The 21,382-nt window shown below is 54.5% G+C and carries 21 protein-coding genes; 11 read left to right on the top strand and 10 right to left on the bottom strand.

Features of this window, described 5'->3' with window-relative positions:
* Positions 1–61: 61 nt before the first annotated feature.
* The 4 genes from F3I47_RS20040 to F3I47_RS20025 are packed head-to-tail and all read right to left on the bottom strand — an operon-like array spanning position 62 to position 1,356.
* Positions 62–403, bottom strand: a complete 342-nt coding sequence (locus F3I47_RS20040; protein ID WP_150030215.1) for a DUF5347 family protein — start codon at positions 401–403, stop codon at positions 62–64.
* Positions 340–543 carry a phage filamentation protein Fil family protein gene (locus F3I47_RS20035; protein WP_122889578.1) on the bottom strand — a complete coding sequence of 68 codons (204 nt, stop codon included), beginning with the start codon at positions 541–543 and terminating at the stop codon, positions 340–342. Before F3I47_RS20035 ends, F3I47_RS20040 begins: the two co-directional genes overlap by 64 nt.
* 9 nt (positions 544–552) lie before the next feature.
* On the bottom strand, positions 553–1,062 hold the full coding sequence (locus F3I47_RS20030) for a phage regulatory CII family protein (protein ID WP_150030216.1): 510 nt from the start codon (positions 1,060–1,062) through the stop codon (positions 553–555).
* Positions 1,063–1,092: 30 nt separating this feature from the next.
* Complete coding sequence (locus tag F3I47_RS20025) at positions 1,093–1,356, bottom strand: hypothetical protein (RefSeq protein ID WP_010256626.1); 264 nt, start codon at positions 1,354–1,356, stop codon at positions 1,093–1,095.
* Positions 1,357–1,489: 133 nt separating this feature from the next.
* Here F3I47_RS20025 and F3I47_RS20020 point away from each other — a divergent pair, with 133 nt between their 5' ends.
* Positions 1,490–2,062 carry a phage repressor protein CI gene (locus F3I47_RS20020; RefSeq protein ID WP_150030217.1) on the top strand — a complete coding sequence of 191 codons (573 nt, stop codon included), beginning with the start codon at positions 1,490–1,492 and terminating at the stop codon, positions 2,060–2,062.
* Positions 2,062–3,099, top strand: a complete 1,038-nt coding sequence (locus tag F3I47_RS20015; RefSeq protein WP_122889576.1) for a tyrosine-type recombinase/integrase — start codon at positions 2,062–2,064, stop codon at positions 3,097–3,099. The genes F3I47_RS20020 and F3I47_RS20015 overlap by 1 nt, the downstream gene beginning before the upstream one ends.
* Before the next feature lie 486 nt (positions 3,100–3,585).
* On the opposite strand, the gene F3I47_RS20010 is transcribed toward F3I47_RS20015, so the two are convergent.
* Positions 3,586–3,810 (bottom strand): hypothetical protein, encoded by a 225-nt coding sequence (locus F3I47_RS20010; RefSeq protein ID WP_150030218.1) that lies wholly within the window; start codon positions 3,808–3,810, stop codon positions 3,586–3,588.
* A 161-nt stretch (positions 3,811–3,971) separates the two neighbouring features.
* Between F3I47_RS20010 and F3I47_RS20005 the strand changes: the two genes are divergently transcribed.
* From F3I47_RS20005 to ddlA, 7 genes are all read left to right on the top strand, one after another.
* A complete protein-coding gene (locus tag F3I47_RS20005; protein WP_150030219.1) occupies positions 3,972–4,577 on the top strand; it encodes a sigma 54-interacting transcriptional regulator in 606 nt (201 codons plus the stop codon).
* A gap of 828 nt (positions 4,578–5,405) precedes the next feature.
* Positions 5,406–5,720 carry a hypothetical protein gene (locus tag F3I47_RS20000; protein ID WP_009087309.1) on the top strand — a complete coding sequence of 105 codons (315 nt, stop codon included), beginning with the start codon at positions 5,406–5,408 and terminating at the stop codon, positions 5,718–5,720.
* A 754-nt stretch (positions 5,721–6,474) separates the two neighbouring features.
* The gene (locus F3I47_RS19995) at positions 6,475–7,164 is read left to right on the top strand and encodes a DUF1120 domain-containing protein (RefSeq protein WP_150030220.1); all 690 of its coding nucleotides are present in this window, start codon (positions 6,475–6,477) and stop codon (positions 7,162–7,164) included.
* A gap of 63 nt (positions 7,165–7,227) precedes the next feature.
* Entirely contained in the window at positions 7,228–7,908 is a 681-nt protein-coding gene (locus F3I47_RS19990) for a fimbria/pilus chaperone family protein (RefSeq protein ID WP_111208126.1), read from the top strand.
* Between the two features lie 18 nt (positions 7,909–7,926).
* Entirely contained in the window at positions 7,927–10,290 is a 2,364-nt protein-coding gene (locus tag F3I47_RS19985) for a fimbria/pilus outer membrane usher protein (protein ID WP_150030221.1), read from the top strand.
* On the top strand, positions 10,287–10,838 hold the full coding sequence (locus F3I47_RS19980; protein ID WP_150030222.1) for a hypothetical protein: 552 nt from the start codon (positions 10,287–10,289) through the stop codon (positions 10,836–10,838). The genes F3I47_RS19985 and F3I47_RS19980 overlap by 4 nt, the downstream gene beginning before the upstream one ends.
* Positions 10,839–10,930: 92 nt before the next feature.
* Entirely contained in the window at positions 10,931–12,028 is a 1,098-nt protein-coding gene (gene ddlA / locus F3I47_RS19975; protein WP_150030223.1) for a D-alanine--D-alanine ligase, read from the top strand.
* A 19-nt stretch (positions 12,029–12,047) separates the two neighbouring features.
* Here the strand turns inward: ddlA and F3I47_RS19970 are convergent, their stop codons facing one another.
* The 4 genes from F3I47_RS19970 to F3I47_RS19955 all read right to left on the bottom strand — a co-directional run bounded on the left by F3I47_RS19970 (position 12,048) and on the right by F3I47_RS19955 (position 17,239).
* The gene (locus tag F3I47_RS19970; RefSeq protein ID WP_150030224.1) at positions 12,048–13,472 is read right to left on the bottom strand and encodes a GGDEF domain-containing protein; all 1,425 of its coding nucleotides are present in this window, start codon (positions 13,470–13,472) and stop codon (positions 12,048–12,050) included.
* A 269-nt stretch (positions 13,473–13,741) separates the two neighbouring features.
* Positions 13,742–15,217: a SulP family inorganic anion transporter gene (locus F3I47_RS19965; RefSeq protein WP_150030262.1), complete on the bottom strand. Its 1,476-nt coding sequence runs from the start codon at positions 15,215–15,217 to the stop codon at positions 13,742–13,744.
* A complete protein-coding gene (locus F3I47_RS19960; RefSeq protein ID WP_033736060.1) occupies positions 15,217–15,849 on the bottom strand; it encodes a carbonic anhydrase in 633 nt (210 codons plus the stop codon). Before F3I47_RS19960 ends, F3I47_RS19965 begins: the two co-directional genes overlap by 1 nt.
* A 580-nt stretch (positions 15,850–16,429) precedes the next feature.
* On the bottom strand, positions 16,430–17,239 hold the full coding sequence (locus F3I47_RS19955; protein ID WP_150030263.1) for a 5'-nucleotidase, lipoprotein e(P4) family: 810 nt from the start codon (positions 17,237–17,239) through the stop codon (positions 16,430–16,432).
* 106 nt (positions 17,240–17,345) lie between these two features.
* Here F3I47_RS19955 and F3I47_RS19950 point away from each other — a divergent pair, with 106 nt between their 5' ends.
* The gene (locus F3I47_RS19950; RefSeq protein ID WP_150030225.1) at positions 17,346–18,053 is read left to right on the top strand and encodes a polyphenol oxidase family protein; all 708 of its coding nucleotides are present in this window, start codon (positions 17,346–17,348) and stop codon (positions 18,051–18,053) included.
* A 151-nt stretch (positions 18,054–18,204) separates the two neighbouring features.
* Positions 18,205–20,223: an NADPH-dependent 2,4-dienoyl-CoA reductase gene (locus F3I47_RS19945; RefSeq protein ID WP_150030226.1), complete on the top strand. Its 2,019-nt coding sequence runs from the start codon at positions 18,205–18,207 to the stop codon at positions 20,221–20,223.
* Here F3I47_RS19945 and rlmG read toward each other — a convergent pair whose 3' ends face one another.
* A complete protein-coding gene (rlmG, locus tag F3I47_RS19940) occupies positions 20,224–21,342 on the bottom strand; it encodes a 23S rRNA (guanine(1835)-N(2))-methyltransferase RlmG (RefSeq protein WP_111208120.1) in 1,119 nt (372 codons plus the stop codon).
* Positions 21,343–21,382: the final 40 nt, after the last annotated feature.

Raw genomic sequence — 21,382 nt, 5'->3', positions numbered from 1 at the left:
CTCCTGAATTTTGGCAAAAGAATGCCCGGCGGGTTAACGCCATTTATTTGCATCGGGTTATTTAGTTAGAAAGGGTCATTCGCTTTGGAAATAAACTCACGACTGCTTTTAGATGATTCATTGCACAAATAAGCGCCTTTCGTTCATCAGTAGTCAGTTCACTAAAATCAGCTTCGTGCCTGTCTTTACCGATGTTAGCCAGGAAAAGAATTGCGCTCAGTGCGCGCTTGTTGTCCCGGTAATTACTGTCTTTAACATCGCGCATTTCAGAGAAAAAACGAGCCATATCTTTTTCACAGTTGCCGCCCATCAGCTGCGCGCGAATTAATGCTACGTGATTCAGCGCCGAAACTCTCTGACCGGCAGTAAGCTCAACCAGCATTGAATTGCCCTCGATAGCCATGATTTACCTCTTTGCTCTTTTTCCTGTACCTGCTGGCTTAATACCGGATGCCAGCGCCTGCCGTTCTCGCCCATAATCCAGCCATTCCCGTAGGACATTGACGGACTCTGTCGCTTGAGGTGTGCCGCAAATGAAATCATCGTGCGCCCTCAACTGATGCCAATCGAAGCACCCAGCCCGCTTATAACGTCAACGGTTGAGGCTAAGGTTGGGTTAGAGTGAACGCGTGTCTGTACGGCCAGTGCGGCCAGCATCATGCAGCGAATGCCGGTATTTGCGGCTTCCATAATACTGCGGCGGCATGTTGCAGTTATCCGCTCCGGGTTTGCAGCGCTGGCGGCCATGCTTCCAACTTCAGCGGTAGCCTTCAGCACGTAGGCCGGAAACTTATCTTTTGCCAGCTCGTTTATCGGGACGCAGGGTAGGCAGTGCAGTTGAGCCAGCGCGCCGTCTATCAGCGTTGCGTCTTCGGTCAAATCGGTAAGCAACAGCAGTTCTGGAACAGTCAGCTGATGAACTTGATCCGGGTTTAGCTTGTTGCGCAGGGTCTGTGCTTTCATGCCTGCATGTTGCGCCAGCTCAGCCATGCTGTGTGTCAGAGCAAACTTGCGGCAGGCGTCGTCATAGTGGTTATGGGTGGAAGTCTTAAAATCAAACATGTGCGAATCTCCCTATTCACTTAATGTGAATTAGCCGCCAATAATGAGCTGAAAACGGGAATGGCCGAACGCTTTACGCAGCTGTTCTTCTTTCCAGCGAGCGTAATAAATGCGAATAGGCCCGCCAGCTCTTTTGCATCCTTTGCGGATAGAGCGAGCTTCAATTGGTAAGCGCGGGTTGTCGCCAGTTGTCCAACGATAAACAGTACGAAGGGACACGCCTTCCAGCTCAGCAAATTGCTCAGTTGTAACGATAGGGGCCGGAACTTTGAAGATTGCGATTTCAGAAGCCATATTGCATCATTCCTCTTTTGTATGTTTCTGCCATTGATTGCCAAAGTTTTGCCGACGTTTGCCATCAATTGCCTAATTCATAGCGATACTAATGCTAATTTTAGTATCGCGCAACATAGGAATACCAATTTTAATGCTTAATTCTAATTTTAATAACGAAGCGTTACTAAATAGGATTTGTGAGGTTTACGGTTTCACTCAAAAAGTTCAGCTAGCTAACCACTTCCAAATCGCCGCCAGCTCTCTTCAAAACCGCTATACACGTGGCAATGTGTCTTACGACTTTGCCGTGCACTGCGCTTTAGAAACTGGTGCTGATCTTAAGTGGCTTATGACTGGTGAAGGGGCGGTGAATCCCACTGGAAGCGAACCAGATAAATCTGTGAGGCTGGAGTTATTTACATTAAGCGAGGGAAAACTAACTAAAGTTAGCAATCTAAGTATTGATCAGGACTTATTTGGTAAGCCGCTTAAGAGCGCGGTCTGCGTCAGGAATGAAGGAAAAAGCTACATTGTTGAACAAGAGGCTTCTTTAGCTGATGGCCTCTGGATTGTAGATATCGAAAGCTCAATCAGCCTTAGAGAGATAACCGTTCTGCCAGGAAGAAAAATTCATGTCGCAGGCGGAAAAATCACGTTTGAGTGCGGCATTGATGATATCAAGCCTTTTGGCCGCGTAATTGGCGTGTACAGCGAGGTGAACTAATGACCGTGCGCAAACTTTCTCAAGGTGGCTGGATAAGCGAGGTCTACCCTAACGGGCGAGATGGCAAGCGTATCCGCAAAAAGTTTGCGACTAAAGGTGAAGCGTTAGCATTTGAACAGCATACTACTCAACAGCCCTGGAATGAGGAACAAGCAGATCGCCGCACACTGAAAGACCTTATCACCTCCTGGTATAGCGCTCACGGCATCACCCTCAAAGACGGCGAAAAGAGAAAGCTTACAATGACTCATGCATTTGAGTGCATGGGCGAGCCGCTTGCAGTTGATTTTGATGCTCAAATGTTTTCACGCTACAGAGAGCGACGCCTCAAAGGTGACTTTGCTCGTTCAAATCGCGTTAAGGAAGTTTCTCCCCGCACGCTAAATTTAGAGCTGGCATACTTCCGTGCCGTATTTAATGAACTCGGCAGGCTCGGAGAGTGGACAGGTGAAAACCCTTTACGACACATTCGTCCCTTTCGAACTGAAGAAAGCGAAATGGCTTGGTTGACACATTCTCAGATAGAACACCTGCTATCAGAATGCCGCAACAGTGATCAGGCAGACTTAGAAACCGTTGTAAAAATTTGCCTTGCTACTGGCGCAAGATGGTCAGAAGCTGAAGAATTGAAAAGAAGCCAGGTAACAAAAAACAAAATTACATATATAAAAACCAAAGGTAGAAAGAACCGGACTGTCCCTATTACAGATGCAATTTATAAAATAATTCCTGAAAAAAAAACTGGTCGATTATTCGCTGATTGTTATGGCGCCTTTCGGTCAGCTCTTGAAAGAACAGAAATTGAGTTGCCAGCCGGGCAGCTTACGCATGTTTTACGCCATACGTTTGCAAGTCACTTTATGATGAACGGGGGAAACCTCTTGGTGTTACAACGAGTCTTGGGCCATACGGATATCAAAATGACTATGCGATATGCCCACTTTGCACCCGACCATTTAGAAGAAGCCGCAAAGCTAAACCCGCTAGCCAAAAGTGGCGACAAAATGGCGGCAGAGATGGTCAAGGTTGGCAAATGATTGGCAATCATTGGCAACCTATGTCATTGTTAAACAACGCAAGTTATTGTTTTTACGTTGGTATTCAACTTTCTCATAATCGCTTGGTCGCTGGTTCAAACCCAGCAGGGGCCACCAATTTTTAGCTGTGAAATCAGCAGATTAGAGCCACCTTTCAGGGTGGCTTTTTTGTTCTGCAAATTAATTCCCCCCTTTTTGTCCCCCCACATTTTTTCTTTAACTTCACAATTGCATGTAAGAACGCCAAACTCAGTGAAACTGAAACACAGCTCTTCGAATCTGCATCCTGTAACCTCATCATTCTCTTGCTCGTTATCGAGCCTTGCTGAACTGTTCAATTTTTTTGCTTAACTCTATCCGAGGAGTGTGCATTAAGACGTTCGCCAGATGCCTCATCCGACCTTTTTAGAAGGGTGATTTCTTTAGGAAGAAATTCACTGCCTCCTTCTGTTTTGTCAGTTAATACCAGGTTTTCCCCTTCTAACTTTACGTCAATAACTGCAAATAAATATTTTTACCCATAATAATTTCATAGACATATCCAACGCCCGAATTTCTAAAGGGTTGTTTGTATCCTTTCAATAAGAAGTAATCAGTAATTTTTGGTGTTGCTCGAATGAAATTCCTGATAGCTGGAGTTGAAATTACTCCATCGAATTTACCATTATAAACATTCAAATCCATCGTTGTTTGATCATCTTTTATAACCATTCATTTGCTGAAATTGAACCTTCATTGTCACTTTCAGTTCGTGATGGCCAAGAGCCACTCATTGATGGCGTAGATAAATACCACTACTCAGCCAGATTATAATTTTCTTAACTAAACCTGAGTCTACTGTCGAAATTGTAAAATAGCCCCAACAATAGAAGATGATCAACGCGAAAGGTATTGTGCTCTGTGAGGCGGATAAAGAGAGTAAGCAGGCCAGTGTTTATGTGACCCATTATCTTCAGCCTCAGGTGGCTCAGCGTGAACAGTCGCGCATGCTGCTGGCCGGCTCTGCAGCTCAGCAGGTAATGACAAGTGGAGAGATGCTGCTGACACATGTTGGCCCGAACGAGGAGCCAGAAGATCATGAGCGTTCCCTTTTTCAAGAGTCCTGGCGCGATCAGAGCAAAACCCTCACTATCCTGCCACTGGGTTTTACCCTAAAACGCTGGGGGGTGCTGAAACTGGTTCAGTGCCAGTTCAACAGTTTTACTGCAGCCAATCTGCGGGTGTTGCAGCAGATTGCTGAGCGCATTGCGATTGCGGTAGATAATGCGCTCGCCTGTCAGCAGATTAAGAGCCTGAAAGAGAAGCTGCTGTATATTTTACTGGAGCAGGAGTTCGAGCGTGTCGGGGGAAACAGGCTGATCCCGGTGGATGTAAGATTGATCGCCGCCACCAATCGCGATCTTCGGCAGAAGGTGGCAGACAGAACGTTCCGCGCGCCCTGGGGGCTGGCCTGCCAGAGAATTTCAGCACATCTGTAATAAGTCATCATGCATGAGGCGCTGATTTTTCTATTACACCGATGAATTCACAGAACATCGGATTAAATCTGACTGAATCCGTGAAGCTCTTCAGTTAACAGATGCCATTCTCCCTTTTTTCCGGTGATACTCATAAGGGACCGACAAGACGGCTGATCCTATAACCTGACGGCGCCCTGTTTAAAAAAGAGACCTTGGCGTATTTATTATGCTCAATACTACGATTTACTCGCGGATGATAGCGGTTATAAATTATTGATACAGGAAAAAGAAAATTAAACACTAAATAAAACTCCTGATATCAGACAACTACTCAGATGAACAGGCAGCCATTTTAGCCAGACGACGATGAGTCGACTCACTGATAAAATGTAAAAATAAAAAACAAATGATGCAAAATGAGGACAAATAAGTGATTCCAGCCATCAGAAAAAACTTTATTTATGCATAAAAAAATATATTGTTACATTCCGCAAAACAGCTTATTACAGAGAGAAGATTTTTCCGTTATTCATCGTCAGGCCAGCCCGATAAAACTCAGTGAGCCGGGGTACAGTTTTAAAGATGATTCAATTCACCACGATTTTCAGTCAGGCAACGTTTCCCGCTGCAGGCATAGGCGGAAGGATTTCCGCAGTATGGTAAATGGTATTATTTAACAGGCCCTCTTTTCGTCCATGTAGCATTAGTCGCTTAAGGTGTCAGCCTGGAGGTAAAGAACTCAGCGTAATGCAGTGGCGCTTTTAAAAGGCATCAGCTTCATAACGCGGGTATAACAGCAGTAAAGATGCTTTAACTAACCGAAAATACATTAAAAGGAATTGAAATATGCGTGATTTAACTCTGTGTGAAATTGAAACCGTAAGCGGTGGTGAATTTGTCTCTACCATTGAAGGGGCGCTTGAAGGGGCTATCTGGGGCTTTATCGAAGGTCTGGCAACCGGTGTCACGGTCGGTGGAAGTGCAAGCCGCAGTGCTGTATTCGGACCTATTGCTCAGCTCTGTGGTGCGGTTCTGGGCGGCGTCATTGGCCCGGCCGTATGCGTCATTATGGGTGCCTTGTGGGGAAAAGATGCTGTCGCCGCATACGCTGCTGACTTCCGCGTCAACTACGGTACCAGCGGTTCACAGTTGCTGGTATAACAGCACAGCCCGTTATCACCGATCAAATAAATGCTGACGTAAATCCTTACCCCTCCCGGATAAACTCAGCCTTTAAGTTTTGCCGTAGCGAATGGCAGAAATTGACCGCTAAAATAACGGACTTCAAAAATCCCCGCCCTTATGCTGGCATTCGTTGTGATCGAATCTATCGAAAACAAGCGCGTTAAACGCCGCTGATAATGATGCTGATTTAAGGGCGGGGGTGGCATGATGCCGATCAACGTTATCCCCGACACCCCGATCGCTGACAGCCGCGTTCAACACTCACCCAGAGCATACCTCACCTTTTGCGCATTAGCAGGCAGGATTGCTTACGCTCCCCAAAACTGTCCGCGCTTAGACATCTTTTTTTTTAAAATAAATCTATTTCAGGGGAGGTTGTTATTACCATTTTCTCCCTGCCGTTAATTTTAAATTATAAATATAAGGTTAAACAGAAAAAACTATAACGCATCAAACATGCTATAAACACTCACCTTCAAATGAAGACAACTTTACTTATTCGTTAACTAAACCATTAATAAACTTCTATGTTAGCCTGACCTTCCTGAATCAAAATTAAAAATCAGGAGAAGGCGATTAATCAGTGTGCTCAGTTTAAGGGATAAGAATATTATGCGCCTCATATCTCTTATTCATTATCACTTTGCACGCTGATTACTCCGCACAGCAAAGAGAGCGTTCGGTCTGTTCAGAACTGCTCATTTATAACAAATCTGATAAGAGAGATAATATGAGAAAATTATTATTAAGCACCACCATTATTGCCGCGATGGCGTCCGTCAGTTTTGCGGGTCAGGCTGCAGAATCTGCGACCCTTTCCATCACCGGTACCATCACTCCAGCCGCCTGTGGTGTGGCATTAAGCTCTGCAAGCATTGATCTTGGCACCATCGCCGCAGCGACACTGCTAAAGGACAGCAATGTTAAACAGGGCAACACCGTTACCCTGAATGTGGATTGTGAAGCGCCTGTCGCGATTGCCGTTCAGACAACAGATAACCGTGCGGCAAGTGCCATGACGCTGGCGAACATGTCTGAAGAGATGAAAACCTCCGTTTCAGGCTTATCAGATGCACACATTTTCGGCTTAGGGACAGACAGCGCCCAGGGACATGTGGGGGCGATGGCACTGGCAATTACCGACGCAACCGCCGACGGTGCAGCGAATACCAATGTGCTGACCAGTAGCGATAAAGCGGCATGGTCCCTCACTCATGTGACGGCTACAGCACCCGCAACGCTGACCAAAAACGGCTATTTTACCCTGGCGGCGGATGCCAATAGCACCACCCCGGCAGCCATGACTAAAGCCTCCTATTCCATTGCGTCAAGAATGATTCTGAAGAAAGCGGATGCCTACCCGAGCGGTGAAGAAGTGCCTATTGACGGTAACGTCACTTTCTCTGTGGTTTATCTGTAATTTTTCATGATTGTCAGCGAAGGCCGTCCGGCCTTCGCGTTTTAAATACAGGGTAAAAATAAAATGAAAATAATTCTCTCTGTTGCCATTCTCTTTTCCTTGTCTGTATCCGGCGTATTTGCAGCCGGCATGAAGCCTGAAGTACCGGCTTTATTTCTTGATGACCAGAATCGTGAAGTGACGGTTAATGTACTGAACACAGACAGGGATACGGCGCTGCTGCACAGCAGCCTGCAGACAATTCCTGAAGACCCTGAAAACCGGCTGATTATTACCCCTCAACTGGTTCGTGTCGATGGAGGGAAAAACCAGCAGATCCGGGTGGTGTTAAAAGAGGGTGTCAGGCTGGATACCCAGAAGATGCAGCGAATTAATTTTGTCTCTATCCCGCAGGATGATGGTAAAAAGAATCGCGCCCGCATTCTCATTGGCCAGAATATTCCGGTCATTATTTCCCCCGCCAGCCTGCCGGTAAACACCGCGCCCTGGACAGGGCTGACCTTCCATCTTTCAGGCGCCTCTCTGCACATTGAAAATCCGACACCTTATATCGTCAGGCTCACCAGAGAGATTAATTTACTGCCCGGCAAAGGGTCGGTTGAACTGAAAAATTCCTACATTCTTCCGGGTGAAAAGTTTGATGTGGCTCTGCCTGCTGCCTCCGCGAATAAGGTGAAAGCCCTGCTTCTGCACCCCGTCACCCGATATGGAATTTTAACCGCCCCTTTTAATGTGCCGCTCTGAGCCCGTTCACCTTTATCCATGAAACAATTTCTGATACTCAGCCTTGTGGTCAGTTCAGCCTGTGTGCAGGCGGCAAACCGCTATGACAAAGAGATGCTCAAAGCGCTCGGCTACGACGCCAGTGCCGCTGAACTGCTTGATGCAGGCACGCACTTTCTGCCGGGGAAACAGCCCGTCAATATTGTCATTAACGGTCAAAGCAAAGGGGTGCATATCCTGACCTTTGATCAGGCCGGTAATCCCTGCTGGCCAGCCGATCTGCCAGAAAAGCTGGGGATCATCCCCGATCGTTTCCGTCAGGCAGAGGATGCGCGCTGCCTGCAGCTGCCATCCGACAGCCCGATTCTGCTGGAGCAGCAGGTTGACCGCAGCAGCCTGCTGCTGAAGGTCCCGGCAGGCGACCTGTCTGCGCATCCGCGCTTCTCCAGCGGGGGAAATGCGCTGGTGATGAATTACGATGGCCGACGCTATCAGTACCAGACGCGCGCCGGACAAAACCACCACTCGCAGACGCTGACCTCCGAGATTGGGGGCAATATCAACAACTGGGTACTCCGCAGCGGGCAGAGCTATACCAGCCAGAATGAACACCACCAGCTGACCCGACTGTACAGTTATGCCCAGCGCTCCCTTCCCGGCTGGGCGTCGGTCGTGCAGATAGGTGAGATCACCGCGGGCGACACCCTGTTTTCCGGCATAAACCTGCTGGGCGCACAACTCATGCCAGAACGCAGTGCAGAAAATAGCGGAAACAGCGGCGTGTCGCTGAATCTGCTCTTCTCACAAGCCGGTACTGCCGAGGTCTGGCAGGCGGGCATCCTGCTGAAGACCTATCAGGTCACAGCAGGCATGAACACACTGGCTGACATCCCGGCGATCAATCAGTCCGATGATTTTGAGATCGTCAGCCATGACCAGTCCGGTCATCGTCAGCAGCAGACGATCCCCTATATTCAGGCTCAGACCACGGTTTCTCTGGCAAATGCCGGACTCTCTCTGGCCGCCGGACGTCTGCGCCTGACCGATGAGTCGTTCCCGGTATTCGTCGGTTCCGCCGGACTTTATCAGAATGGTTTCATGGCCGTGACGGCAGGCGGGCTGATGAGCGAGCACTATCAGGCCGCCTCCTGGCGCACCACGCTGCGGCTGGCAGAACGCCTTATCGCTTCCCTGACCCAGACCGCCTCGCAGGTGCAGGATTCGGCCGGGGAGCGAGGCAACATGCAGGGCCTCACTCACCAGCTCAGCATCAGCGCAGGCGTGACGCCGCGATTATCACTGACCTCTTCCGCCAGCTTTCGCAGCCGTGATTTCAGAGATCCAGGCAGTTCATGGCGCGCCGGAGACGCCCGTCAGGAGAATGGACAGATCCGGTCACAGTACGCCGCGGGGATAAGTTATAGCCAGCCGCAGCTCGGCGTGCTCGCCTTTTCCGGCAGCCTGTCACAGAGCTGGCAGAATGCAGAAAGTCTGGGCTACATGTTCAGCTGGGGCCGCACCTTCGGAAAAGTGAACGTCAATCTCGGCATCCAGAAAAACCGGCTCACGCAGGATCAGCGCCACACTGATGACCATTACGTTTACCTCAATTTCGCGGTTCCGCTCGGCAGCCGCAGCAGCGTGCGCAGCTGGGTTAATGACACCCGGGGGAAAACACGCGCCGGCATGGGTGTTGACAGCACCCTGAATGATAAATTTGCCTGGAGCGTCTCCGGGGAGAAAAGTCAGCGTGAGGATGCGTCAGTTGCGGGTTCCGCAACCTGGACCACCAAATACAGTCAGCTGAGCGGCGGCGTTTCGCATAATGAAAACAGCACCAGTTACAACGCGGGCGCGCGCGGCAGCGCCGTCCTGCATAGTGAGGGAGTGACCTTTTCGCCCCGCAAAACAGGCGATACCTTTGGCATTATTTCCCTCAACAGCCCCCAGCCTGACGTCAGTATCCACACCCCTGGCGGCGTGGTGTGGAGCGACCACACGGGTCATGCCATCACCTCCTGGACACCGTGGCAGAAGAATACCGTACAGATCGAAAACCAGAGCCTGCCTGACAATGTCCAGGTCATCAGCGGTATTGCAGACATCACGCCTTACCGCGGCGCGGTAGTGCCGGTGATTCTGCCCGCCTATACGGTTCGCCGGGCGCTGGTGAGCTTCCCGCCAGAGCAAAGTCCGGCACCGGGTGCCCCTGTCAAAAATGGCAAAGGTCATCTGATCGCCTTTGTGAATGAAGATGGCACGCTCTTTTTCGACGACCTGCCGGACGAGCCGCTATTCAGCCTCGACCGCAATGGCCGTCAGTGTGCCATCGATATGCTTACGCCCTGGTATAACCAGCCCGGCACCCTTTATGCCTCACTTTCCGCGAGATGCGTCCCATGAAACAGCTCTCTGTTCTGCCTCTGCTGCTGGCTTTCAGTGGCCTTTTTGCCGCACTCCCTGCCCGTGCGGCGTGCGAAATTCAGCTCAGCGATCCACGGATTGATTACGGTGAAATGACACGGGGCGAGCTGCTCGGTCGCCCGGGCAATGCGCTGACTGCCGTCGAACTGCGGATGGGTGACCCGCGAGAGTCAGAGATCACGGTCATCTGTGACCGCCCGACACCGCTAAAACTGATGTTCAGCGGGCCCGCGAAAGACGCCGACAGCTATCTGTTTGGCGAACAGGGCCGGGCGACACTGACCCTGCATGATGTGACGCTCGACGATCGTCCGGTCACGATCGAACGAGCCGGAACAGAGGCGGCAGCGATGGCGTTCAGCGCCGGTCAGCCTCTGCAGTTCCGCAAAGAGGGCCAGATCGCCTCCGGCAGCACGCTACGTGCAAAAGTGACGATAGTCACCTGGCTGGCTGCCGATGCCACCCGGGTGAGTGAGCGGAAACAGTGGCAGCTTAACGGCAGCTTTGTCGTCAGCGATGAGGGTTAACGGCCGCTGAAAAATTATCTCGCGCCTTACCCTGTTTTCCCGCGCAAACCCCATGCTATCTTAAGGTTTTGATTTTTCAGTGGGCAAAATTGATGACTAAGTTGCGGGTAGGGATCGTGTTTGGCGGGAAATCGGCTGAGCATGAAGTGTCGTTGCAGTCGGCCAAAAATATCCTTGAGGCGATAGACAAAACCCGGTTCGACGTGGTGCTGCTGGGCATCGACAAACAGGGGCACTGGCGTCTTAACGATGCGTCCAACTTCTTACTGAACGCTGAGAATCCGTCACTGATCGCCCTGAATCGCGCGGCTGACGATGTGGCGCTGGTACCCGGTCATACTCAGCAGCAGGTTATCACCCGTCACAACGCACATCCGCTGTCGCAGATCGATGTCATCTTCCCTATCGTTCACGGCACGCTGGGTGAGGATGGCTCTCTGCAGGGCCTGCTGCGGATGGCTTCGTTACCCTTTGTCGGCTCCGACGTGCTCGGTTCTGCGGTCAGCATGGATAAAGATTTCACCAAACGCCTGTTACGCGATGCCGGTCTGAAGGTCGCCCCGTGGCTGAGCGTCACCCAGGCGCAGCGCGCCCAGCTGGATGCAGAGGCTGTCATTGCCCGCTTTGGCCTGCCGCTGTTTATCAAACCCGCCAATCAGGGTTCATCGGTCGGCGTCAGCAAAGTGGACAGCCTGGAGGAATTTGACGCCGCGCTGGCGCTCGCCTTCTCCTTCGACCGTAAGGTGCTGATTGAACAGGGCATTAAAGGACGCGAAATTGAGTGCGCGGTGCTGGGCAACGATGCGCCCGAAGCCAGCCCCTGCGGCGAAGTGGTGGTGCATGATGCCTTCTACTCCTACAACACCAAATACATCTCGGAAAGCGGTGCGCAGACGGTGGTGCCCGCCGCCCTCTCCACGGAAACCAGCGATGCCATTCGTGAGGTCGCCATTAAAGCCTTCACGGCACTGGAGTGTTTTGGTATGGCGCGCGTCGATGTGTTTTTAACCGACGACGGCGAGATTATTGTCAACGAAGTGAATACCCTGCCCGGCTTCACCAATATCAGCATGTACCCGAAATTATGGCAGGCAGCCGGACTCAGCTATCAGGATCTGATCAGCCGCCTGATCGACCTGGCCATCGAGCGCCACCAGCAGGCCAGCACCCTGAAAAGCAGCGTCAGCTAATTGCCTCAGCGGCGTGGCGTCAGGCCACGTCGCTGGTGAAGGTGCGGTAGTTAACCGGTGAGGTCTGGTTGCGGCCGTTGCGTTTCGACAGATAGAGGTTTTTATCTGCCGCAGAGATCAGCCGGTTGATGACGGGGGGCCACTCCGTCGCCTCAGCGGCGCTGTCATGCGCCAGTCCCAGACTGACGGTCACCGTCACGGTATTCCCTTGCAGCCAGAACTTCTCTTTCGCCATCGTCTGCCGGATATTCTCAGCCAGAAAATAGAGTCTCTCCGGGTTCTGATCGAACAGCACCACCACAAACTCCTCGCCACCAAAACGGCAGATGCGTCCCGCTTCTTTGCCCACCACCCGCTGCATCCGGCGCGCGATCTCTTCCAGCACGCTGTCGCCCGCGTCATGACCGAAATTGTCGTTAATGGCTTTGAAGTAGTCGACATCCAGCAGGATAACGCCCGCTTTGCGTTCAGGGAAGATGGGTTCACTGCGCAGGCTTTCATAGAGACCGGAGCGCGACAGCAGCCGGGTCAGGAAGTCGTAATTCGCCCGCAGCGCCAGGCGCTGGTTAAGCTGACGGATCGCATCCATACTCGCGGCCACGATCAGCGGGCTGATGGAGATGGTCGCCACCCCCAGCCGGGCCGAGGTGAGATGGTTAAGCGGCAACATCGCATCGCTGCCCTGAATGTTCATCACGCCGTGCGACACCAGGATAATTTCGGTAATGCCGGTCAGTAAAATCACCAGGCTGGTCAGCGGCATGGGCAACACCACCGCACACCAGATCAGCGCAGGAACCGGGAACGTCAGGCTGCCCGCGCCTCCCATCATCGCCCCGATCGTCAGCGAACCCGCCACGGCGATAACCGGGAGCAGCTTGCGGATGTGCAGAAACTGGCGGGGCGACAGCGACGACCAGTCGCGGGTCAGCAAAAACGGCAGCAGCATCAGCCCGGTGGAGAACTGCTCGCTGAACCAGTCAGCCCATGCCACCGCCAGCCCGGTATCAAAATCAGCCTGCTGCGCCAGCGCGCCCCAGCTGGCACAGGTGAACGCGGCCAGCAGGCAGGCCGGGAAGATTCGCAGCACGCTGGTAATCCGCTCACTGCCGGAATCGTGCTGAAGATGCCTGACCAGCAGCGTCACCGCCACCAGCACAAACAGCACATTCGCCACGTTAAGGGTTAACGCTGAGAACGCCCAGCCCGAAAAAACGGTGTCGTTGAACACCATGGCGGCCAGGATAGCCAGGTAGTAGCGGCCCCGGTGCAGAAAGGGATTGCGGACGATGACGCCCGTCACGATCGCATTGACCGGCCAGAAGAGAGAGAGCTCTTTGGGAAAGCGCAGATGTCCGCCGATAAAACAAAACAGCAGCGTGATTAAAAACAGCAAAAATGCGTTCTTCTTTGCGTTGTGCTCTTCAAATAGCGGTGTGCGCATGCGTCCGGACCTTATCGCGGTGAGGCTGGCTCTCCACGCCAGCCTGAACAGGCGCGTGGTGTCAGAATGATTAAATCCTGAATGCCCTCAATGTCATCCTGCGATAAAACCCCACTTCATGGGCTAACTCAATAAAATGACCCAGTGCCGGGTAAGCACAGCAGATGACAGCAGAAAACGGGGCTTTATTATGCCCCGCCAGTAAAAAAATCGGCTATCCGAGATATCCGATTTTTGCTCTTCTGCTGATGCTGCCGTTGCGCTTCAGGCTATTTTACGGCCACCGGCCACTGACTCAGGCGGATGCCGCGCTTGTCCGCGTTGTCGCCAAAATCTTTCAGCACCGCTTTCACATCGGGATCGATATATTCCGCATTGTCATTATCGATAATCACCACGCTGTTCTCCGGGATCTCATCCAGCAATCCCTGCAGCTTTGGGTTGTGCATAAACGTCAGGTTCTGCTGAAAACGCAGGACGTAGTGGTCGTCATAACGGGTGAGCTGCAGCGCGTTGCGATGGCTTTTATAGATGCTGTAGAGGATCTGCGTGGCGATACCGATGCCGATGCCGACCAGCATCCCCAGCGTAATAATGCCGACGATGGTCGCCAGGAACGGCACGTACTGCTGGGCCCCCATCCGGAACTGTTCGACAAAGAGTTTAGGGGTCGCCAGTTTATAGCCGGTGTAGAGCAGCACCGCGGCCAGGCTGGCCAGGGGAATGGCGTTCAGCATCTCACTGAACCACATGCCGCAGATCAGCAGCAGCACACCGTGAATGAAGATGGAGAGCTTTGTCTGCGCCCCCGCGCTGACGTTGACCGAACTGCGCACAATCACCGCCGTTATCGGCATCGCGCCCAGAAAACCGGCGGTCAGATTACCGATGCCCTGAGCGAACATCTCTTTGTTGGGCGACGGCGCGGGCGTCTGCGGACGCAGCTTTTTCAGCGCTTCCTGACTCAGCAGGGTTTCCAGGCTGGCAACCAGAGCCAGCGTCACGGCGACGACCCAGACCTGCGGATTCTGCCAGGCCATCCAGTCAGGCGTTTCCAGCTCAGCCACCAGCGCAGAGACGCTGTCGAAGGCGGGCAGCGAGATGCGTGCCAGCCCCTGCGCCATCTCCGGGAACAGCCTTCCGCCTGCCACCGTAGCGACGCAGCCGACCAGCACCGCAATCAGCGGTCCGGGGATCCAGGCCAGCGCCTTAATGCGTTTGATCGGGGCGGTTGTCCAAAGGCATAAAATGGCTAAACCGACCGCCGCCACGACAATCGACGGCAGTGAGAAGGTCATCTCCCCATTCACCAGCGAAACCAGCTCCGCATCGCCCGCCGCGCCCAGCGCCACCGGGATCTGCTGCATGATCAGCAGCAGGCCAATCGCCGCCAGCATGCCTTTAATCACACTGCCCGGCACCAGCGAGATAAACCGTCCGGCGCGCAACAGACCCAACAGGCACTGCAATGCCCCGGCGATAATCAGCGCGGTGAGGAAGGCGGAGAAGCTGCCCAGCGTCGCCATCGAGGCGACAACGATAGTGACCAGACCCGCCGCCGGACCGCTGACGGCAAAGCGGGAGGGACTTAACGAGGTGACGACCAGACCGCCAATCACCCCGGTCAGCAGACCGGCAAACGGCGGCAGCCCGCTGGCCTGAGCGATACCCAGACAGAGCGGTAAAGCCACCAGGAAAACCACCAGACCCGCCGGGATGTCGCGGCGCAGGGTATCAGAATTCATCATGAAGGCTCCTCTGAAGATTGATGAATCAGCTCTTTGAGATGGCCGGAGCGTAGGTCATAAACACAGCCAAACACCTCCAGTTCCTGGCCCGATTGCCAGATTTGCCTGACCGGCTCAGACTTCACCAGCCTGGCGAATTGCGCTTTAACGTTGGCTTCTACCAGCCGATCGCGTTGTTCATCGGGGGTCGCGTCTGCTGGCCCTTCCTCGGCCAGCCCCTGCTGAATGTCATCACGCAGCCGCTGAATACGCCTTCCCAGTGCGGTGTCCTGCCCTTCCAGCACGCTGCCTGGCAGGTTCTGTGCGGCTTCAACCCCGCCGCAGCCGTAGTGGCCGCTGAGCACGATGCGTTTCACGTTGAGAAAGAAGAGCGCGTATTGCAGCACGCTCAGCAGATTGTCATCCTCCTCCAGCACCATGTTGGCGATATTGCGGTGCACAAAGAGTTCGCCTGGGTGGGAGCCGGTCAGCACTTCGGCCGGAACACGGCTGTCTGAACAGCCAATCCAGAGCGAGTGCGGTTTTTGCTGATGAAGGGATTTTTTGAAATAGTCTGGATTACGCTGGCGGCGCTGTAATGCCCAACTGCGATTTTTCGCTAATAAGGGTTTAAGTGTCGTCACATTCATCTTCTCTCTACTACCGGGATGTCGCATCCTGGCTGATCACAAAGTGTATCGGCTCACAAATAGCGTGAGAGCCGCCAGGTAAATAAGAACAAGGTCACAGAAAAAGGTTATAGACGTTAACCATTGCCAATGCACGAGCAATATTTCACAACGCTTTAACATGGCGTGATTTGTCAATTAAACGTCAGCAAAAGTCAGAGGAAAGTAAATTTAATTCAGCAGGAGAAAAATGAGGAAACATAAGCATAGCAGATTAAGACAATATATATCAGTCAGTTAAAAACTTTAAAATAAATGAATTAATTTATTGCTGACAAATAAATACAAACACTAACCGCATGGCTTTTTCTTGCCCTGCCCGTCCGCCCCACTTTTACCAGGATTACTCTTAATTAAAAAATTAACCATTAGCACAATCAACCATCTTAATAGCAAAGAGCCAGTTAAATACGCCTGCTTTGAGATAAGAATAAAGCGAGAGATGATTAATTTAATTCGCAGCAAAATAGTGACAGCGGAAAGTAAATCAGGACCAGAATTTAACAGAGCCTGAACGGGTCAGGCTCTTTTTCTTGACGAATTATTTACCGTTCCAGCTTTGCAGGCGCGATTCCCGCACGGAGAGCTGCTGTTCCGGCGTCAGCTTATTGTAATTCTCCGCCATACCGCTCTCCCAGTCGCCGTAAAGCGGGTTCGGCAGCACGATGAACTGCGTGCCAAACTGCTGATGATTGAGATTCACAAAATCGCGACGCTGCTGATTGCCCTGATGCCAGGTCGCTCCGCCGAAATCGTTGAGGTTATCGCCCACGTAGAGCACCACGTTGTAGCCCGCATTTTTGATGGCATCGAAACGCGCCTGCTTGTTGGAGCTGTCGGTATTCAGACGCACCGTTTTTTCACTGACGTCAGGAAAACCGAGCTGCTGCATATTCGCCACCGTGGCGGCGTAATCTTTCTGATCGCGATTCGACACGTAGAACAGCGTGCCACCGTTCTGGGTGACGTGGCGTGCAAACTCAACCGCGCCGGGCACCGCTTTCGCCTGTCGCGCCTGGGTCCAGGCTGACCAGCTCTTGCTGCTGAACGGCTGACCGTTTTTCGCCTGCCAGGCGCTGTAGGCGCTGTTATCCAGCATGGTTTCGTCCAGATCGACAATCACGGCTTTCGGTTTGCCGGTCAGCGACGGTGCCTGATCGAACGCCATGCGTGCGGTGTTGAACGCCTGCCAGGTCAGCGCCTGATATTCGCCGGACTGCTGGAACCAGTTGACCGCCAGCACCGACTGCTGCCCGAGCTGCTGCTGAGCGGTCTGATGTGACGAGGAGGCGCAGCCGGTCAGCAGCAGGGCAACCAGTCCGGAGGCGGCAAGTTTTGCGGAGGTTTTCATCATTTCATCCTTAAGGTGAGAAAGGGCTGAGGAGACGCTTCAAAAATGTAGCAGTTAACGTAAGCTGTTGGCAGCCCAATGCACGCTGTTATCACAGGAGATTCCTATGGCCGTTATCCCGCGCTCGCCGTTGCTCGACTCGCTGGACTGGGTGGATTATGCCTTTCAGCCCGCCGGTGAGCCACCGCCCGCCGATGCCGCCTGGGGGCATCAGCGCCACAGTGCCACGGTCGTCTTCGACGTCGAAAACACCCCATCCAAAAGCTGCGAGTCGGATGGCATTATCAGCAGCGGGACGCGCCCGGTGGCGGTGTATACCGCTGACTGCCTGCCGGTGCTGATCGCCGATCCTCAGCAGCGCATCGTGGCGGCGGTGCATGCCGGACTGAAAGGCACGCTGGCGGGCGTGCTGATCCGCGCCGTGGAAAAACTGTGCGAACAGGGCAGCGAGCCAGAGAATCTGCTGGTGGCGATCGGCCCGGCACTCGGCCCCTGCTGTTATGAGCTGGCTGAACCTCAGCTGGCGGAGATCGCCCGGAATCCGGCGCTGGCCCGCGGGCTGCGCTGGCACAGGCAGCAGCCGGTCAATGGTGAGGCTCAGCGCCCGCAGGCGACGGCGCGTCAGCAGGGTATCTGGTTCGATCTGCCGGCGCTGGCGACGCAGATGCTGGTCGATGCGGGCGTTCCGGCTGCGCAGATCGATAATGTCGGCGTCTGCACCTACTGCATGGCCGAGAGCGGTTCAAGCTACCGCTTCAACACCCATACGGGCAGCGGCTATCACTCCCGCTACTCCTGGATCCGGCGGCGATAATCGCGCCCGCCGTGAAAATCGGCCACGGCGGACGCACGGCCTGTCGCAGCTGATGTTGATTTCACTCACACCCTGACACTCTTTCACTTTTTTTTTAACACAGAAATGGCTAGAGTTAACTCATCCGACCACTTTATCGTGAGTGCTGATCATGGCCGTCCATTCCGACTATCCCGCGCTGTTCAGGCCGCTGGACCTGGGTTTTACCCGACTGAAAAACCGTTTCCTGATGGGCTCCATGCACACCGGCCTGGAAGAGCACCCGGATGGCGCAGCCCGGCTGGCGGCTTTCTATGGCGAGCGCGCGCGCGAAGGCGTCGCGCTGATTGTCACGGGCGGCATTGCCCCTAATGCGCAGGGTGTTACCACCGCCCACGGCGCGATGCTGACAGAGGAGGCGCAGTGTCACTGGCACCGGCAGATTACCGATGCCGTTCATCAGCATCAGGGCAAAATCGCCCTGCAGATCCTGCACACCGGCCGTTACAGCTATCAGCCCGATCTGGTCGCGCCCTCTGCCCTTCAGGCGCCGATCAATCCGTTTACGCCCCAGGCGATGAGCGAGGCGGCGATTGAACAGACTATTGATGACTTTGCGCGCTGCGCCCGCCTGGCCCGAGAGGCCGGCTACGACGGCGTCGAGATCATGGGCTCTGAAGGCTACCTGATTAATCAGTTCCTGGTGAAGCACACCAACCAGCGCAGCGACCGCTGGGGCGGCGACTTCCGCCAGCGAATGCAGTTTGCCCTGGCGGTCACCCGCGCGGTGCGCGCCGCCACCGGCGACCGTTTTATCATTATCTTCCGGCTGTCGATGCTCGATCTGATCAAAGAGGGCAGTACGCTGGAGGAGACGCTGCTGCTGGCGGGCGAGCTGGAGCAGTGTGGGGTCACGCTGTTCAATACCGGTATCGGCTGGCATGAAGCGCGCATCCCGACCATCGCCACCTGCGTGCCGCGCGCGGCCTTTGCCTGGGTCACGCAGCGCCTGCGTGCTCACGTGTCGGTGCCGGTCATCGCCACTAACCGCATCAACCACCCCGCCGTCGCCGAAGAGCTGCTGCAGTCAGGCTGCGCCGATATGGTGTCGATGGCGCGCCCTTTCCTCGCCGATGCCGCCTTTGTCAGCAAAGCGCAGCGCGGCGAACCGGACAGCATTAACACCTGCATCGCCTGTAATCAGGCCTGCCTCGACCAGGTGTTCGCCGGAAAGATCACCTCCTGCCTGGTCAATCCGCGCGCCTGCCACGAGTCGCTGATGCCGGTTATCCCCAGTCGCGCTCCGCGCAGGCTGGCGGTGGTCGGGGGTGGCCCGGCCGGAATGGCCTTTGCCCTGCAGGCGGCCGGGCGCGGACATCAGGTGACGCTGTATGAAGCCGCCGCCGATATCGGCGGCCAGTTCAATATTGCCCGGCTGATCCCCGGCAAAGCGGAGTTCAGTGAAACCCTGCGCTATTTCCGCCACCAGCTGGCGGCCGCCGGGGTGACAGTCAGGACCGGCTGCCGGGTCACAGCCGATGGGCTGGGTGATGCCGATGAGGTGGTGCTGGCCACCGGCATTCAGCCACGCACGCCGGATATTCCGGGCATCGATCACCCCAGCGTCCTGAGCTACCTTGAGGTGCTGCGCGATGGGCGTCCGGTGGGGAAACGGGTGGCGATTATCGGAGCCGGTGGCATCGGTTTTGATGTGGCGGAGTTTCTGTCGCAGCCTTCGCATGACGCGGATCGCGCGGCCTTTTACGCTGAGTGGGGTATCGATCAGAGCCTGACGCAGCGCGGCGGTGTGGTGGCCCCCGAGCCGCCCGCCGCATTACGGCAGATCTGGCTGCTGCAGCGCCGCACAGGCAAACCCGGCGCCGGGCTGGCAAAAACCACCGGCTGGATCCACCGGGCCAGTCTGCAGGCGCGCGGCGTGGAGATGTGGGGCGGCGTGGAGTATCTGGCGATTGACGATCGCGGGCTGCACCTGCGGCGCAACGGTGAAACCCTGCTGCTGGCGGTCGATAATGTGATTATCTGCGCCGGACAGGAGCCGCAGCGCGAACTGGAAGCGGCGCTGCGTGCACGGGGACAGAAGGTGACGGTGATCGGCGGTGCCGATGTGGCGCAGGAACTGGATGCGCGCCGAGCCATCGCACAGGCGACCGCGCTGGCGCTGCGTGTCTGACTAGCGCATTTTCACTGCGCGCAGCACTACAAACTTCTGGTTAGAGGCGACCAGCGTGCAGTTGCCGAACAGCTTTTTCAGCTTCTGGTGATAGTCGAGGTGGCGGTTGCCGACGATGCGCAATTCGCCGCCATATTGCAGACAGCGTTTGGCATCACGGAACATCTGCCACGCCAGGTGATCGGTGACGGCGTGCTGCTGGTGAAACGGCGGGTTGCACAGCACCGCGTGCAGCCGGTCCGAGGGATAGCCGCTCAGCACGTTGTTGACCAGGAACTGACAGCGTGACAGATCCTCCGGACGGTTCACTTCCACGTTAAGCTGGCTGGAGGCGACCGCCATGTAGGACTCATCCAGAAAATGCACCTCAGCCTGCGGGTTCTGTGCCAGCGCCATCAGCCCCACCACGCCGTTACCGCAGCCCAGATCGACAATCTCGCCTTCGATATTTTCCGGCAGATGCTGCACAAACAGGCGTGCGCCGATATCCAGCGAGCTGCGTGAGAAAACGTTGGCGTAGTTGTGGATCTGATAAGGGGTGCCATCCAGCGGCCAGACCTGCGTGGGACTGGCTTCGCGCAGGGCAGGCTGGCTGAACTGACTGAAGATCAGCCGCGCTTTTTTCCACGCCAGCGAGGTTTTCGTCTCGCCGATGATCTGTTCAAACAGCTGCAGGGTGGAGTTATGGATCTCTTTGGCGCGGGCTGCCGCCAGAATCACCGTCTCCGGGGTCACCACTTCACGAATCGCGCGCAGCTGATGCTCCAGCAGCGCCAGCGTCTTCGGCACTTTAATCAGCACCGCCGCCGGGGAAGCAGGCAGCGCCGCCAGGCTGTCAATAAAGTGGACGTCGCTGTCATCCATCCCGTTGAAAGAGAGGTTCTGCCGGGCGGCCTGCTGGCTTAGCCAGGAGTCGCTGACGTGCCAGACGGGACGCGGATTGAGACCACAGGTTAAGGCACCAAAACTGTCGTTGAATACCAGCACCGGCCCCTCTGGCAGCGCCTGCTGTAACAGATACTCATCAGCCGCATCCCAGGCTTGTAATGGACTTTCGTCACGCATCTGCGGGAAGCGATGCAGGATCAGTGTGCGATCGTTCAGTTCAAGTTGGCTCATGAATTCTCCGGCGTGGTACACTTTGATTAATTTTCGCCCC

It is taken from the genome of Pantoea sp. M_10 (assembly GCF_008631515.1).
GTDB classification, from domain to species: domain Bacteria; phylum Pseudomonadota; class Gammaproteobacteria; order Enterobacterales; family Enterobacteriaceae; genus Pantoea; species Pantoea anthophila.
Note: the sequence above shows the minus strand (reverse complement) of the source record. Positions and strands in the feature narration are given on the sequence as shown.